Source organism: Bradyrhizobium sp. BR 1432 (genome assembly GCF_051547705.1).
GTDB classification, from domain to species: domain Bacteria; phylum Pseudomonadota; class Alphaproteobacteria; order Rhizobiales; family Xanthobacteraceae; genus Bradyrhizobium; species Bradyrhizobium zhanjiangense.
This window is the reverse complement of record NZ_JBPUGF010000003.1, coordinates 5,679,766-5,694,395: the sequence shown is the minus strand read 5'-3', so window position 1 is coordinate 5,694,395 and position 14,630 is coordinate 5,679,766. Positions and strand designations below refer to the sequence as shown.

The following is a 14,630-nucleotide window of genomic DNA, read 5'->3' as shown; positions in this document are numbered from 1 at the left end:
TGGAATCAGAGTTGTCGCGCCTCGCAGATACGCGCGCAGAGGGCGCATCGTTCCAACGTCAGGAACAAATAGCCGGTGGAGGCATTCGTTCATACCCGCCGGAATCCGCGCCCTTCCCTGCATATTCCCTTCTAAGTGATGGCCATCACGCTCCGTCTGTGTGAATATCGGTCCGGCACGTGCGCACCCGCATGACAACGGCCCATGCCTTGAACAAACCCTTGCCCGAGACAATCGCTGCCGAAAGGCTGCGCCAGCACCTCGAAGACGTCGCGCGCGAGCGTGACAACGCCTATCGCGCGCTTCAGGAGCGCGAGGCCGAGCTCGCGCGCATCCAGCGTATCGGCAAGGTCGGCGGCGTCGAGGTCGACTTCCGTGAGGGCTTCAAGAACCGTCGCTCGCCCGAATATCTGATGATCCATGGGTTGCCCCCGGAGGCCGCGGACGAGACGCACGAGGACTGGGTCAACCGCATCCATCCCGAGGATCGCGACGCGACCGTCAAACATTTCTTCGAGGCTCTCGCCGGAACGAGCGAAGACTACACCGCCGAATACCGCATCATCCGCCCCAATGACGGCGAGACCCGCTGGATTCGGGTCGTTGCCAAGATCGAGCGCGACAAGGACGGCCGCGCCATCCGCCTCGTCGGCGCCCACATCGACATCACCGCCCAGGCGCTCGCGCGCGAGACGCTGCGCGAGAGCGAGGAACGCTTCCGGCTGATCGCCGACAGCGCGCCGGTGCCGATCTGGGTGACCAAGCTCGACCGCAAGCGCTCCTTCGCCAACCAGGCCTATGTCGATTTCGTCGGCCTGCCCTATGATCAGGCCATCGACTTCGACTGGCGCAAGGTGTTGCATCCGGACGACCTGCCGCATGTGCTCCAGCAATCCGTCCAGGGCGAAGCGTCGCTAAAACCGTTCGTGCTGGAAGCACGCTACAAGAATGCCAAGGGGAATGGCGCTGGCTGCGCTCGGAATCGCAGCCGCGCTGGGACCCGACCGGCAAGCATATCGGCTTCATCGGCGTCGCCCACGACATCACCGCGGCCAAGCAGGCCGAGATCGAGCTCCGGCAGCTCAATGAGACTCTGGAAGAGCGCATCGCCCAGCGCACCGCCGAGCTCGAATCCAACGAGGCGCGGCTGCGTGCGATCCTGGAGACCAGCAACCAGTATCAGGGCCTCGTCAATCTCAGGGGCGAGTTGCTTTACGCCAACAAGACTGCGCTTGACGGCATCAAGGCGAATTCCTCGGACGTCATCGGAAAGCCGTTGTGGGAGACGCCCTGGTTCAGCGCGACGGAGGGCATGGGCGCGCTGGTGCGCGACGCCTTCGATACCGTGCTCAAGGGCGAAGCCGTGCGGCTCGAGATGCGGCTGCGCCTTCCCATCGGCGAGCGCGATTTCGACTTCGGCATGCGCCCCGTGCTCGACCGCCACGGCAACATCACCGGCGCCGTGCCCGAGGCCGTCGACATCACCGAGCGCCGGCGCGGCGAGGAAGCGCTGCGGCAGTCGCAGAAGATGGAGGCGATCGGCCAGCTCACCGGCGGCGTCGCGCACGACTTCAACAATCTCCTCACCATCATCCGTTCGGCGACCGACTTCCTGCGCCGCCGCGAGCTGCCGGAGGAGCGCCGCCGCCGCTATGTCGATGCCATCTCCGAGACGGTCGAGCGGGCCTCCACGCTGACTGCACAGCTGCTGGCGTTCGCGCGGCGGCAGCCGCTCAAGCCGCAGATCTTCAATGTCGGCAGCCAGGTCGAGGGCGTCGCGCAACTGATCCGCCCGCTGGTCGGAGGCAGCATCGAGATCGCGGTCGAGGTCGAGGATCCCGGCTGCTTCACTGTGGCCGACATCGCCCAGTTCGAGAGCGCGCTGATCAATCTCGCCGTCAACGCCCGTGACGCCATGAACGGCGAAGGCGGCCTCACCATCGCCGTCCGCAAGGTCTTTGGGATTCCGAGCCTGCGCGCACAATCGGCGCGCGGCGGCGACTATGTCGCCATCTCAGTCACCGACACCGGCTGCGGCATCGCGCCGGAGCATCTCGACCTGATCTTCGAGCCCTTCTTCACCACCAAGGAGGTCGGCAAGGGCACCGGGCTCGGCCTCAGCCAGGCCTTCGGCTTCGCAAAACAGTCCGAGGGCGACATTGCGGTGACGAGCAGGCAAGGCAAAGGCGCGACCTTCACCATCTATCTGCCGCGGGCGCAAAGCCCTGCGACGGACAAGGAAGCCGCGGCACTGACCCATGAGGCCGCGGCCACCGGGCGCGGCTACCGCGTGCTCGTGGTTGAGGACAATGACGAGGTCGGCCGCTTCTCCACCGAGCTGCTGGAGGATCTCGGCTATGTCGTCCGCCGCGTCGCCAGCGCCGATGCGGCGCTCGCGATCCTTGGCGAGAACGAATTCGCCGTCGACCTCGTCTTCTCCGACGTCATCATGCCCGGCATGAACGGCGTCGAGCTCGCCAGCATCATCCGCGAGCGCTATCCGGGCCTGCCCGTCGTGCTCACCTCTGGCTACAGCAACGTGCTCGCCGAGAATGCGCATCGCGGTTTCGAGCTGATCCAGAAGCCCTATTCGGTGGAATCGCTCTCGCGCATCTTGCGCAAGGCGATCACGGAGAAGCTTTCGGTGGTAAGGTGAATGGAGACCACAACACACGCTGTCGTCCCGGCGAAGGCCGGGACCCATACCGCGGAATCTTCTTGTGGCACACACGATGTCTCCTTCGCAAAACACCTGCCTGTGGTTATGGGTCCCGGCCTTCGCCGGGACGACGGCTGAGTGTTAGGCTGCAGTTATTCGCCTAACGACGATCGAAACGTAGCGCACCAGGTATTCCCCATGAAACCCGCCCTCCTCTCCGCCCGGCAGACCTGGGCGATCCTCTCCGCCTGCTTTGCGGCGCTGACCGCGATCTTCGCCAAGATCGGCGGCGGCGCGGTGCTGCTCGCGGTCAAGTCTTGAGGAGCCCGACGTGATCCGCGGAACCAGGCCGACATCACGATGGTTGCTGCCGGGGCCACTTTGAGCCTCGACCGAGACACCCGATGTCGAGCGCAAACTCCGATCAGACGAGGCGCGCCGGCCGCGCGCTGGATGCGGCCAACTTCTTCCTCGCAGATGTCCGCGATGGGCTCGGGCCCTATCTCGCGGTCTATCTGCTCACCGAGCAGCGCTGGGATGAGGCGCGCATCGGCCTCGTGATGTCGATCGCGACGATCGCCGGCATCGCGGCGCAGACGCCGGCCGGCGCGCTGGTCGACGCCACGCGGGCGAAGCGGCTCGCGATGGTGGTCGCCGCCATTTTGGTGGCGCTTGCCTCGCTATCGCTGCCGTTGTTTCCGAACTTCGGGCCGGTCGCGATCTCGCAGGGGATCGCCCAGGCCGCCGCTGGCATCTTCCCGCCCGCAATCGCGGCCGTCTCGCTCGGCATCTTCGGCCATTCCGCCTTTACCCGCAGGATCGGACGCAACGAGACCTTCAACCATGCCGGCAACGCTGTCGCGGCGGGTCTGGCAGGCCTCTTCGCCTATTGGTTCGGCCCGACCGTCGTGTTCTACCTGCTCGGCGCCATGGCGATTGCGAGCCTCGCCAGCATTGTCGCAATCCCCGAACGGGCCATCGACCATGATCTCGCTCGCGGTCTGCACGACAGCGACGCCAGCACGGTGCCCGAACAGCCCTCGGGCTTCAGCGTGCTCCTGACCTGCCGCCCCCTGCTCATCTTCGCAATTTGCGTGATCCTGTTTCACCTCTCCAACGCGGCCATGCTGCCGCTGGTCGGGCAGAAGCTCGCGCTGCAGGACAAGAACATCGGCACCAGCCTGATGTCGGCCTGCATCGTCGCCGCGCAAGTCGTGATGGTGCCGTTCGCGATGCTGGTGGGCGCCAAGGCCGACCGCTGGGGCCACAAGCGCTTCTTCCTTGCCGCGCTGTTGATCCTGCCGATCCGCGGTGTCCTCTATACGCTCTCGGACAATCCATTCTGGCTGGTCGGCGTGCAGCTTCTGGACGGCGTCGGAGCCGGCATTTTCGGCGCAATCTTTCCCGTCATCGTAGCCGACCTCATGCGCAACACCGGCCGCTTCAACGTCGCGCAGGGCGCGGTCATCACCGCCCAGAGCATCGGCGCGGCGCTATCGACGACGCTTGCCGGCCTGGTCGTGGTCGGCGTCGGTTACAGCGCAGCGTTCTTCTCGCTCGGCATCGTGGCGGCGATCGGGGCCGTGGTCTGCTTCTTCGCTCTACCGGAGACGCGGCAAGGCGCAGATGGCGATCTGTGCCTGCGGGGGAAGACAGCGGCGTCCGCATCAGGTATCGCTGCCGAATAGATCTGGTTCACCTTGAGGACTGACCGTGCCGTCTGACGCCATCTGGGCCTGGAGCACCATCGCCGCCGCGACCGCAGGCGTCATCATCCGGCCCTTTCGCCTGCCGGAGGCGATCTGGGCCCTGATCGGCGCCGTTGCACTGGTGCTGCTCGGCTTCCTGCCTTGGCAGGATGCGCTCACCGGTATCGAGAAGGGTGTCGACGTCTATCTCTTCCTGATCGGCATGATGCTGATCGCCGAACTCGCCCGCCTCGAAGGCCTGTTCGACGATCTGGCCGCCTTTGCGGTCGAGCATGCACGCGGCTCCCCGCAGCGGCTGTTCCTGCTGATCTACCTCGTCGGCACGCTGGTGACGGTGCTGCTTTCGAACGACGCCACCGCGATCGTGCTCACGCCCGCCGTCTACGCCGCCACCCGCGCGGCCGGCGCCAAGCCGCTGCCCTATCTGTTCGTCTGCGCCTTCATCGCCAATGCCGCGAGCTTCGTGCTGCCGATCTCCAATCCAGCCAATCTCGTGGTCTTCGGCAAGCACATGCCGCATCTCGGAACGTGGCTGCGTCAGTTCGCGCTGCCGTCACTTGCCTCGATCGGGCTCACCTATGTCGCCTTGCGCCTTGCGCTGCACCGCGAGCTGAAGGATGAAACGATCGAAAAGAGTGTCCCTCACCCGAAGCTCGGACGCGGCGGCCGTTTGACCGCCTATGGCATCGGCGCCATCGGCATCGTGCTGATCTGGGCCTCTGCACTCGATCTGCAATTGGGCTTGCCGACGTTCGTCTGCGGGACCGCGACGGCGGCCGCCGTGCTGCTGATCAACCGTCAATCGCCTATGCCCGTGCTGCGCGGCGTGTCCTGGAGCGTGCTGCCGCTGGTCGGCGGGCTCTTTGTCATGGTCGAGGCGCTGGTGAAGACCGGCGTGATCGCGCAGCTCAGCGGGCTGCTGCACCAAGCGGTGGCACAATCCGTCCCGCAGGCCGCCTGGAGCGTCGGCATTGCCACCGCGCTCGCCGACAACATCGCCAACAACCTTCCGGTCGGCCTTGTCGCCGGCTCGGTCGCCGCCAGCGATCATCTGCCCGTGCCTGTTGTCAGCGCCATCCTGATCGGCGTCGACCTCGGCCCCAATCTGTCGGTGACCGGCTCGCTCGCCACCATCCTCTGGCTGGTCGCGCTCCGGCGCGAGAAGATCGAGGTCGGCGCCTGGCTGTTCCTCAAGCTCGGCCTGCTGGTGACGCCACCCGCACTGATCGCGGCGTTGGCGGCGGCAATCTGGTAAGGGATACCGAACCCAGCTTTCGAAATCGAGTGCGAGCTATTTGCGGTGCATCAATGCCGGCGGCGACGCCGTGGCTAGAATTCCATTGTCGCGCAGATCAGATGGATATGGCGCGGCAAGGAAGGTTCATCATGCAGATTCGATCGAAAGCATTGCCGCAGAGTTCCTCCCTGCGTCGCCCGATTCGCGGCGACGAGAGCCGGGCCGAGACGGCCCATCCGCTGCTGGTCTTCTCCGCAGTGGTGTTGTTTACCCTGTTCGCCATCGTGGAAATCGACCTCCACTCCGCCCAGCTTCAGGCGATCGGCCTGCTCGGCCATGGAGTCGGGATCGACCCGGTCTTCTTGAGCCCGTAGCCGCCGGCGCGCGACATCCCGAAATAGGCCCCGATCGCGGCGATGACGCCGCGACCAGGTCGCGCTTCGTCAGTCGTTCTCGTAGCCGTAGACCTCCGGCAGGATGACGGTTGCAGCGAGCAATCCGATCACCGGGAAGATCGCCACGAACAGGGTGGCGTTGGCTTGTCCGATCGCCGCGAACAGCGTCGGGAACAGGAAGATCGCCAGGAAGGACGGCAGCTTCACGAACATGTAGGCGAAGCCGCTGGCTGTGCCGCGGTATCGCGGCCGCGCGACCATCGTCGGAATCGTCATGCAGTTCGACGCGTCCCAATAGTGGCCCCAGAGCATGCCGGCCGCGGCGAACGGCAGCAGCATCTTGTTGTCCGTGTAGAGCGCAAACGCAGCGACCAGCAGTGACACCAGCACGATGGAGAAGCCCGCCATCGCGATGCCGCGATGGCCGATCTTCGGCGTCAGCAGTGGCCCGACCCACCCCGACAGGGCTGCGAAGGCAAACAGCGCCATCGTCACCAGATTGTTGCCGAGGATCGACGACACGCCGACCATTGCAAACAGCACCGGTAGGTAGAACGCAAAGGTCGAGAACTCGCTCGCCTGCGCGAAACATGCGATCCAGCCATACAGCGTGGCACGCCAGCGGATCGGATCCTTCTTGAGATCGGCGAGGAACGCGCGGGTCGAGACCTTCGGCATCTCGACGTCCCGGTCCGGCAGCATGTCGAGATTGTCGCTGAACATCTCGCGCGCGACCTGCTTGGCCTCGCGGTAGCGCCCCTTCTGCACCAGCCACACCGCCGTCTCCGGCACGTCGTGGCGCATGATCAGGATGATCAGCGCCGGCACCGCGCCGAGGCCGAGCGTCACGCGCCACAGCATCTCGTGGTTCATGTCGGTCAGCAGGAAGATCACGATGACGCCGATGGTCATCACCTCGCCGACCGCGAACATGAACTGCCAGCGGTTGCCCATGACCTCGCGCTCACCCTTGGCCATGGATTCCATGATGTAGGTGTAGCCGGTCGAGATGTCCGAGCCGAGCGGAATGCCGAGCAGGAAGCGGATCACCACGAGCCAGGTAACGTTGGGCACGAAGGCCTGCGCCAGCGCCAGCACGATGAACATCACCATCGTCACCAGGAACATGACGCGGCGGCCGATCTTGTCGGACAGCCAGCCGCCGAGCAGCGCGCCGATCAGGGCTCCTCCTTGCGTGCCGGCCGCGGCAAGGCCCAGCATCAGCGGATCGGGATTGTATTGCTCCTTGATGAAGATCAGCACGAAGGCGATCGAATAGAGATCCCAGGCTTCGACCAGGATCGAGGCCATCATCAGCCAGCCGACCTTGTTGCCTTTGGGACTGTAGTTCGTGATGAGGTAGCGGACCGCGGCTTCGCTCGCGGTCGGATGTGGCATCGCCATCGTTGACATGCTTGGTCCTCTCTTCAAAACTCTCTACGTGCCGAGCAGCGGCTCGATGCTGCAATCGAGCAGGCGCGGATCGATGCCCGCCTCCATGCCGGTGAATATCGCGTCCATGTAGTCGATCAGTGCATCGCTCGCCTTCACGGCATCCTCGACGCGGCGATTGGCGACCGCAGCGAGAATGGCGAGATGGCAATCGATCGTGCCCGACAGCTCGGTCTGTCCCGGCATGAAACGATGGTGGATGAAGCCGATGCGGCGATACAGGGTGTGCAGGGGCCGCAGCGTGTGGGCGAGGAAAGGCTCGCCGGCGGCTTCCAGCACCAGCGCGTTGATGCGGCGATCGATGCTGTTGAATTCGTCGAGGGTCAGGCTGGCGCGGCGCTCGCGCAGCAGACGCTCGATGTGCAGCGCCTGATTGCGATGCGACAGGCTGGCGCGATCGGCCGCAAGGCGGATCACGAAGCGCTCCATGTCGCGGCGCAAGCCCAGCAGCATGCGCTCACGCGCCAGATCAATCGGCGCGATGTGGAGCCCGTGCCGCGGACGGATGATGATGAGCGTGTCGGCGGAGAGACGATTGACAGCATGATGCACCGGCGTGCGGCCGAAGCCGGTGATCTGCTGCAATTCCAGCATGGTCATGAACTGGCCGGGCTTGAGCTCGCAGTGAACAAGGAGTTCTTCGATCTTCTGATAGGCCAGCTCGAAGAAGTTGAGGCGATTGCGCCGGGAGGGCCTGCCCTCGCCGTCATCGTCGTTTCTCACCACCTCGAGCGCGCGCTTGCGCCGTGCCATGTCGTCCTCCCGTCAGCCTGCGCTCTCATTGCGAGGCGGCGCCTTGTTTGTGATATCCTTAAAACATGTTGTGATATATTACAAGCCGGCGTAAAACTGGCACCGGCCCCGCCGGCAACGGCGGCGCAGAAATGACAAACAAAACGGGCGCTATGGGCCCGACGGGAGGATTGTTGCCGTGAAGATCACGTCGATCGAGACCCTGCGCACCGAGGAGTTCTCCAACGTCATCTGGGTGCGCATCCACACCGATACCGGCGTGATCGGGCTCGGCGAGACCTTCTACGGCGCGGGCGCAGTCGAGGCGCAGATCCACGACACCTTTGCCGGCCGGCTGCTCGGCCGCAATCCCCTGCACATCGAAGCCATCCACCGCGACATGCTGAACCTGCCGATGGCGCAGTCATCCACCGGCGTCGAATATCGCGCAGCGTCTGCGATCGACATCGCGCTGTGGGACCTTTTCGGCAAGGTCTGCGGCCAGCCGGTGCACCAGATGCTCGGCGGTCTCTGCCGCGACAAGCAGCGCATCTACAACACCTGCGCCGGCACGCAATATGTCCGCTCGACCAATATCAGCCCGGTCGCGAACTGGAATCTCGGCGCCTCCAAGGGGCCTTACGAGGATCTCGACGGCTTCATGCATCGCGCCGACGCTCTCGCAGAGAGCCTTCTGGAAAGCGGCATCTCCGCGATGAAGATCTGGCCGTTCGATCCGGCGGCCCAGGAGAACAAGGGCCTCTACATCACCGCCGCGCAGATGAAGCAGGCGATCGAACCGTTCGAGAAGATCCGCAAAGCCGTCGGCGACAAGATGGAGATCATGGTCGAGCTCCACTCGCTTTGGAATCTGCCGACAGCCAAGCAGATCGCGCGCGCGCTCGAGCCCTATAAGCCGACCTGGTACGAGGACCCGATCCGCATGAACTCGCCGCAGGCGCTGACAGAATATGCGCGCTCGACCGATGTCTGGGTCTGCGCCAGCGAGACGCTGGGCTCACGCTTTCCCTACAAGGATATGCTCGACCGCGACGCCATGCACGTGGTGATGGCGGATTTGTGCTGGACCGGCGGCCTCACCGAAGGTCGCAAGATCGCCGCGATGGCCGAGACCTATCACCGGCCCTTTGCACCGCATGACTGCATCGGCCCGATCGGCTTCGTCGCCGCCATCCACATGTCGTTCAGCCAGCCCAACACGCTGATCCAGGAATCGGTGCGCGCCTTCTACAAGGGCTGGTACAATGAGCTCGTCACCACCATGCCCACGATCAAGGACGGTTTTGTCTATCCCATGGAGGGCCCCGGCCTCGGCGTCGATCTTCTGCCCGCCGTATTCGACCGCTCCGATCTGACCGTGCGCCGCTCCAACGCCTAAGGATTCCTAAGATGAGCACCGCCCTCTTCGACCTTTCCGGCCGCACCGCGCTGGTGACGGGCTCCTCCCGCGGCCTCGGCCGCGCCATTGCCGAAGGCATGGCCAAAGCCGGCGCCAAGATCATCATCAACGGCGTCGATCCCAAGCGCGTCGAGCAGGCCGTCGCCGAGTTTCGCAATGCCGGTCACCAGGCCGAAGGCGCCGCGTTCAACGTCACCGACGAGCCCGCGATCGTCGCCGCCTTCAACGATTTCGACAGACAAGGCCTCGCCGTCGACATCGTCGTCAACAATGCCGGCATCCAGCACCGCAAGCCGCTGGTCGAATTCACCACCGACGAATGGCGCAAGGTGATCGAGACCAACCTCACCAGCGCCTTCGTGATCGGCCGCGAGGCGGCCAAGCGCATGATCCCGCGCAAGCACGGCAAGATCATCAATATCGGCTCGCTCGGCAGCGAGCTCGCGCGCCCGACCATCGCGCCCTACACCGCCGCCAAGGGCGGCATCAAGAATCTGACCCGCTCGATGGCAGTGGAATGGGCCCAGCACGGCATTCAGGCCAATGCGATCGGCCCCGGCTACATGCTGACCGACATGAACGAGGCGCTGGTCAACAACACCGATTTCAACAATTGGCTGATGGGCCGCATCCCCTCGAAACGCTGGGGCAAGCCGGATGAGCTGGTCGGCGCCGCGATCTTCCTGGCTTCCGACGCTTCGACTTACGTCAATGGCCAGATCATCTATGTCGATGGCGGCATGATCGCCGCGATGTGACCTGCGAACCGCCGAAGGAAGAAGCCCATGCGCGCCGTTGTCATTCACGCCCCGAAAGACCTGCGGATCGATCACTATCCGGATGCGGAGCCCGGCCCGGGCGAGGTCCGCGTCAAGATCGCCAATGGCGGCATCTGCGGCTCCGATCTGCACTACTACCATCACGGCGGCTTCGGCGTGGTCCGCATCCAGCAGCCGATGGCGCTGGGGCATGAGATCGCCGGCGTGGTCGCGTCCGTCGGTGACGGCGTCACCAGCGTCAAGCCGGGCTCGCGCGTCGCGGTCAATCCGAGCAAGCCGTGCGGCCAGTGCCTGCATTGCCAAGAAGGCATGCGCAACCAGTGCCTCGACATGCGCTTCCTCGGCAGCGCGATGCGCTTTCCCCATGTGCAAGGCGGCTTTCGCGAATTCATCACGGTCGATGCGATGCAGGCCGTGCCGATCGCAGACAAGCTATCGCTGGCGGAAGCCGCGGTCGCCGAACCGCTCGCCGTGTGCCTGCATGCCGGCAAGCAGGCCGGCCCCCTGCTCGGCAAGCGCGTGCTGATCACCGGCTGCGGCCCGATCGGCGCGCTGATGATTTTGGTATCGCGCTTCGGCGGTGCATCCGAGATCGTGGTAACGGATGTGTCCGAAGCGCCGCTCGCGGTCGCGAAAAAACTCGGCGCGACCCACGCCATCAATGTCGCGACCAACGCAACAGCGCTTGATCCGTGGCGCGCCCGCAAGGGCGTGTTCGACACGCTGTTCGAAGCCTCAGGCAACCAGGCTGCACTCCGCACCGCGCTCGACGTTTTGCGGCCGGGCGCAACGCTGGTGCAACTCGGACTCGGCGGTGAGATGACGCTGCCGATCAACAGCATCGTCGCCAAGGAATTGCAGCTTCGCGGCACCTTCCGCTTCGATTCCGAGTTCGAGCTCGCGGTGCGGCTGATGGGCGAAGGCCTGATCGACGTCAAGCCGCTGATCACGGCCACCATGCCGTTCGAGAACGCGGTCGCCGCCTTCGAGCTCGCCAGCGACCGCGCACAGTCGATGAAGGTGCAGCTTACCTTCTAGAGCATGATCCGGAAAAGTGTGCAGCGGTTTTCCGACAAGATCATGCTCAAACAATAGCCTAAAGCGCGATGACGATTCGTCCTCATCTCATCGCGCTTTAGGTGCGTCGGTGGCCTGCTGGCTCTCGATCAGCCGGTCGCTGACCAGCCGCACGGCGCCGCGCTTCCAGGAATAGTCCGCGCCGAGGCGCAAGCCGCTGTCACCGCGCGCTAGCACCGCGCCGGTCCTGGCGTCGCGAACCTGGAAGCCGAGCGTGTATTCGGTGCGGCTGACACGCCGCACCACGCCGACCAGCGACTGATCCGCGCCGAGCTTTTGCGCGATCGCCGCCTCGCAGCCGCCGCAATCTCGCAAGGCGCGCGCCTTCGCCGCTTTGCGGCCGACATCGACGATGCGATAGCGGCCGGATTGGCCGAGCATATCGCGCACACCGCTGCTGACCTCGGCCAGGTACGAGGCGTCCGACGCGGCTGACGCGCCCACCGAGGCTGCGGTCGTGTCCTCGAGCTCGAACTCGAACACCGCCAGCGCGACCGGCGCAGGTGTTGCGAGCGCAGCCATGACCTCGCGCGAGACAAAAATTTCGGCGCGCTCCCATGATTCATCATTGTCGCCGCGGAAGGTGTAGAGCTTGTCCATCACCAGCATCTTGGCGCCGACGTCGATGACAGCGACCTTGGCCCATTGCACCAGCGTGCTGGTCTTCTGGATGCCGCCGATGACCTTGAACGCTGCTCCGTCCTGGGCAGAGGGCACCAGCCGATAGCGCCGGTCCGCGCCGATATCCCGTCTGAGCGCGGCCATGAAGGCCGAGAGCCGCCGCTCGTGGGCGGCGGTCTGGTTGGCCGGCTCGGCCGACGTGTCGGTATAGCTGAAATCGTCCATGGCAACGCCAATGGCAGGCTCGGCATCGGCCCGCGAAGAAAGGACGAAGAGGAGAAAAGCAGAGAGAAACAACCGGGAGCAGTGCATGAACGGGCCTCGTGGGATGGAGCGGCCGGGCAAATCTGGCCGGGTCACCTGAGACAATGCAGCCGCGGCCGTCCCGACGAGCGCCGGGAAAATTTCACGACGTTGCACTGCGGCAGAGCGGGAACGCTTCCCGCCGCTTGCGTTCTGCCGTTTAATGCGGGAGCGACAAACCCGTTCGCACCAGGTACCCGCCGATGTGGAATCGCCCGAGGTTCGATCTCAAGGTCCGTCTGACGTTGCGCGTGGCCGCCGTATCGGCCGCCTGCTTCGCCGCGATCTCCGCCTATTTCCTTGTTACCGCCGACAGCGCCGCACATGCGCGCATCGACGGTATCGCCGCCATCGTGGCCAAGACATTGGAGCTGCAACAGGGCAAGATCCAGTGGGTGGCCAGCCCGCGCTCCGACTTTCCGAACCTTGACCCGGTTTCGGCCCATGTGATGACGCCCGGCCTGTGTCTTGGATTCCGCAGCGCGAGCGGCGAGATGCTTCAGCGCTTCTGTAGTGGCGCGCCTGCTCCGGCGAGCCCGCCGCCGCAAGCCTTCGCCGCCTTCTATCGCAGCCTGTTCGACCCCGGCCGCGAGGCGGCGCGGCCCGTGATCGTGCGCGGAACGAAGCTTGGCGAGACCGTGGTCTCGGTCGACCCGGCGGTGCAGACGGCAGGGGCCTGGCACGAGGCCGGCCGCCTGATGATCGCGCTTGCGATCGCGCTGCCGCTGCTCTGCGCGCTGGTCTATGCCGCACTCGCCCGCGCCCTGCGTCCCACCCGCATGATCGGCAACGGCCTCGAGCGGATTGCCGCTGGCGACCTCACCACACGGCTGCCGCCGTTCGACCTCGCCGAGCTCTCCGCCATCCGCGACGTCTTCAACCATCTCGCCGAAAGCCTCGAGATCGCGCTCGCCGAGCGCAGCGAGCTGACGCGGAAGCTGATCGCGCTCCAGGACGAGGAGCGGCGCCATCTCGCGCGCGAGCTGCATGACGAGTTCGGCCAGTCGCTAGCCGCAATCCGCGCGCTTGCCGCGTCCGCCCGCCAGACTGCGGCGCAGGACTGCCCCGATTTGCTGGGAGAGTGCGACAGCATCGCCCGGACCGCGACCGGCATGATGGAGACGCTGCGTGGCGCGTTGTTCCGGTTGCGGCCGCCCGATGTCGACGAGCTCGGCCTCGTCGCGAGCCTCGAAGGCCTGGTCTCGGGATGGAACGGCCGCAGCCGCGGCCAGACCCGGTTCGATATTTCCTTCGAGGGCGGCTTCGAGAGCGTGCCCGCCTCCGTCAGCGCCAACCTCTATCGCATCGTGCAGGAGGCGCTCACCAACGCGGCCAAGCACGCCGGCGCAACGAAGGTCAGCCTGCATCTGACGATGGCCGAAAGTGAGATCGCGCTCGCGATCGAGAACGACGGCCGGCCGAACGAGGCGGCCGTCAAATCGGGCATGGGCCTGCTCGGCATGCGCGAGCGCGTCGCCGCGCTTCGCGGCCGGCTGAGCTTCGAAACCGGTCCCCATGGCTCGGCATTGCGCGTGGTCATTCCGCTCGCGGCCGCCGATCGGCAGGCACTGGAGCACGCGGCATGAGCGCGGCTGACGCGACCATCCTGCTGGTCGACGACCATTCCGTCGTCCGCGAGGGCTATCGCTCCGTGCTCCAGAAGCAGCCGGGCTTGCGCGTCGTCGCCGAGGCGGCCGACGGCGCGGAAGCCTACCGCCTGTACAAATCCGAGGCGCCCGACCTCGTCATCATGGACCTCAGCATGCCCGGCATCGGCGGCATCGAGGCCGTCAGGCGGATCAGGCAATGGGACAAGGGCGCACGGATCCTGGTTTTCACCATGCACGAGAATGCCGGCTTTGCCGTGCAGGCGATCCGCGCCGGTGCGAGGGGTTACGTCACCAAGACCAATCCGCCCGAGACGCTGGTGCGCGCGGTGAAGGACGTGCTCGCCGGCAAGATCGCGATCAGCCCCGACATCGACCACGAACTTGCTCTCAGCCGTATCAGCGGCGAGAGTTCGGCCGCCGACGTGCTCACACCGCGCGAATTCGAGGTGCTGCGGCTGCTGCTCGCCGAGAACACGACGGAGGAGATCGCCGAGACCCTGCATGTCAGCCCGAAGACGGTGGCAAACCTGCACTCGCTGATCAAGGACAAGCTCGGCGTCGGCTCCGACATCGAGCTGGTGCGGCTGGCATTGCGCCAGGGACTCTTGACGGAGGTCGATCTCGGTGAGGCCTGAG

At 65.3% G+C, this 14,630-nt stretch carries 12 protein-coding genes and 1 pseudogene; 10 read left to right on the top strand and 3 right to left on the bottom strand.

Features of this window, described 5'->3' with window-relative positions; all coding sequences use genetic code 11:
* The first annotated feature begins 179 nt into the window (after positions 1–179).
* The 5 genes and pseudogenes from ACSKB8_RS27455 to ACSKB8_RS27435 all read left to right on the top strand — a co-directional run bounded on the left by ACSKB8_RS27455 (position 180) and on the right by ACSKB8_RS27435 (position 5,979).
* Positions 180–2,656 (top strand): annotated as a pseudogene (locus ACSKB8_RS27455) (PAS domain S-box protein).
* Between the two features lie 201 nt (positions 2,657–2,857).
* On the top strand, positions 2,858–2,980 hold the full coding sequence (locus tag ACSKB8_RS27450; RefSeq protein ID WP_438107638.1) for a hypothetical protein: 123 nt from the start codon (positions 2,858–2,860) through the stop codon (positions 2,978–2,980).
* Between the two features lie 83 nt (positions 2,981–3,063).
* Positions 3,064–4,347 (top strand): MFS transporter, encoded by a 1,284-nt coding sequence (locus tag ACSKB8_RS27445; protein ID WP_438107636.1) that lies wholly within the window; start codon positions 3,064–3,066, stop codon positions 4,345–4,347.
* A 25-nt stretch (positions 4,348–4,372) separates the two neighbouring features.
* Positions 4,373–5,623 (top strand): arsenic transporter, encoded by a 1,251-nt coding sequence (locus ACSKB8_RS27440; protein WP_438107634.1) that lies wholly within the window; start codon positions 4,373–4,375, stop codon positions 5,621–5,623.
* Between the two features lie 131 nt (positions 5,624–5,754).
* Entirely contained in the window at positions 5,755–5,979 is a 225-nt protein-coding gene (locus ACSKB8_RS27435; protein ID WP_164939115.1) for a hypothetical protein, read from the top strand.
* Positions 5,980–6,048: 69 nt separating this feature from the next.
* Here the strand turns inward: ACSKB8_RS27435 and ACSKB8_RS27430 are convergent, their stop codons facing one another.
* Together ACSKB8_RS27430 and ACSKB8_RS27425 are read right to left on the bottom strand one after the other, a co-directional pair.
* Entirely contained in the window at positions 6,049–7,413 is a 1,365-nt protein-coding gene (locus tag ACSKB8_RS27430; protein WP_438107632.1) for an MFS transporter, read from the bottom strand.
* 24 nt (positions 7,414–7,437) lie between these two features.
* A complete protein-coding gene (locus tag ACSKB8_RS27425) occupies positions 7,438–8,205 on the bottom strand; it encodes a GntR family transcriptional regulator (RefSeq protein WP_438107630.1) in 768 nt (255 codons plus the stop codon).
* Between the two features lie 178 nt (positions 8,206–8,383).
* Here ACSKB8_RS27425 and ACSKB8_RS27420 point away from each other — a divergent pair, with 178 nt between their 5' ends.
* The 3 genes from ACSKB8_RS27420 to ACSKB8_RS27410 are packed head-to-tail and all read left to right on the top strand — an operon-like array spanning position 8,384 to position 11,421.
* Positions 8,384–9,583: a mandelate racemase/muconate lactonizing enzyme family protein gene (locus ACSKB8_RS27420; protein WP_438107628.1), complete on the top strand. Its 1,200-nt coding sequence runs from the start codon at positions 8,384–8,386 to the stop codon at positions 9,581–9,583.
* A gap of 11 nt (positions 9,584–9,594) precedes the next feature.
* A complete protein-coding gene (locus ACSKB8_RS27415) occupies positions 9,595–10,362 on the top strand; it encodes an SDR family oxidoreductase (RefSeq protein WP_438107626.1) in 768 nt (255 codons plus the stop codon).
* Between the two features lie 27 nt (positions 10,363–10,389).
* Positions 10,390–11,421, top strand: coding sequence for an L-idonate 5-dehydrogenase (locus ACSKB8_RS27410; RefSeq protein ID WP_438107624.1), 1,032 nt, complete (start codon positions 10,390–10,392; stop codon positions 11,419–11,421).
* 87 nt (positions 11,422–11,508) lie between these two features.
* Here the strand turns inward: ACSKB8_RS27410 and ACSKB8_RS27405 are convergent, their stop codons facing one another.
* Positions 11,509–12,393 carry a DUF2380 domain-containing protein gene (locus ACSKB8_RS27405; RefSeq protein WP_438107622.1) on the bottom strand — a complete coding sequence of 295 codons (885 nt, stop codon included), beginning with the start codon at positions 12,391–12,393 and terminating at the stop codon, positions 11,509–11,511.
* Positions 12,394–12,587: 194 nt separating this feature from the next.
* On the opposite strand from ACSKB8_RS27405, the gene ACSKB8_RS27400 reads away from it, so the two are divergent.
* Entirely contained in the window at positions 12,588–13,970 is a 1,383-nt protein-coding gene (locus tag ACSKB8_RS27400; protein WP_438107620.1) for a histidine kinase, read from the top strand.
* Entirely contained in the window at positions 13,967–14,629 is a 663-nt protein-coding gene (locus ACSKB8_RS27395; protein ID WP_091889722.1) for a response regulator, read from the top strand. Before ACSKB8_RS27400 ends, ACSKB8_RS27395 begins: the two co-directional genes overlap by 4 nt.
* Position 14,630: the final 1 nt, after the last annotated feature.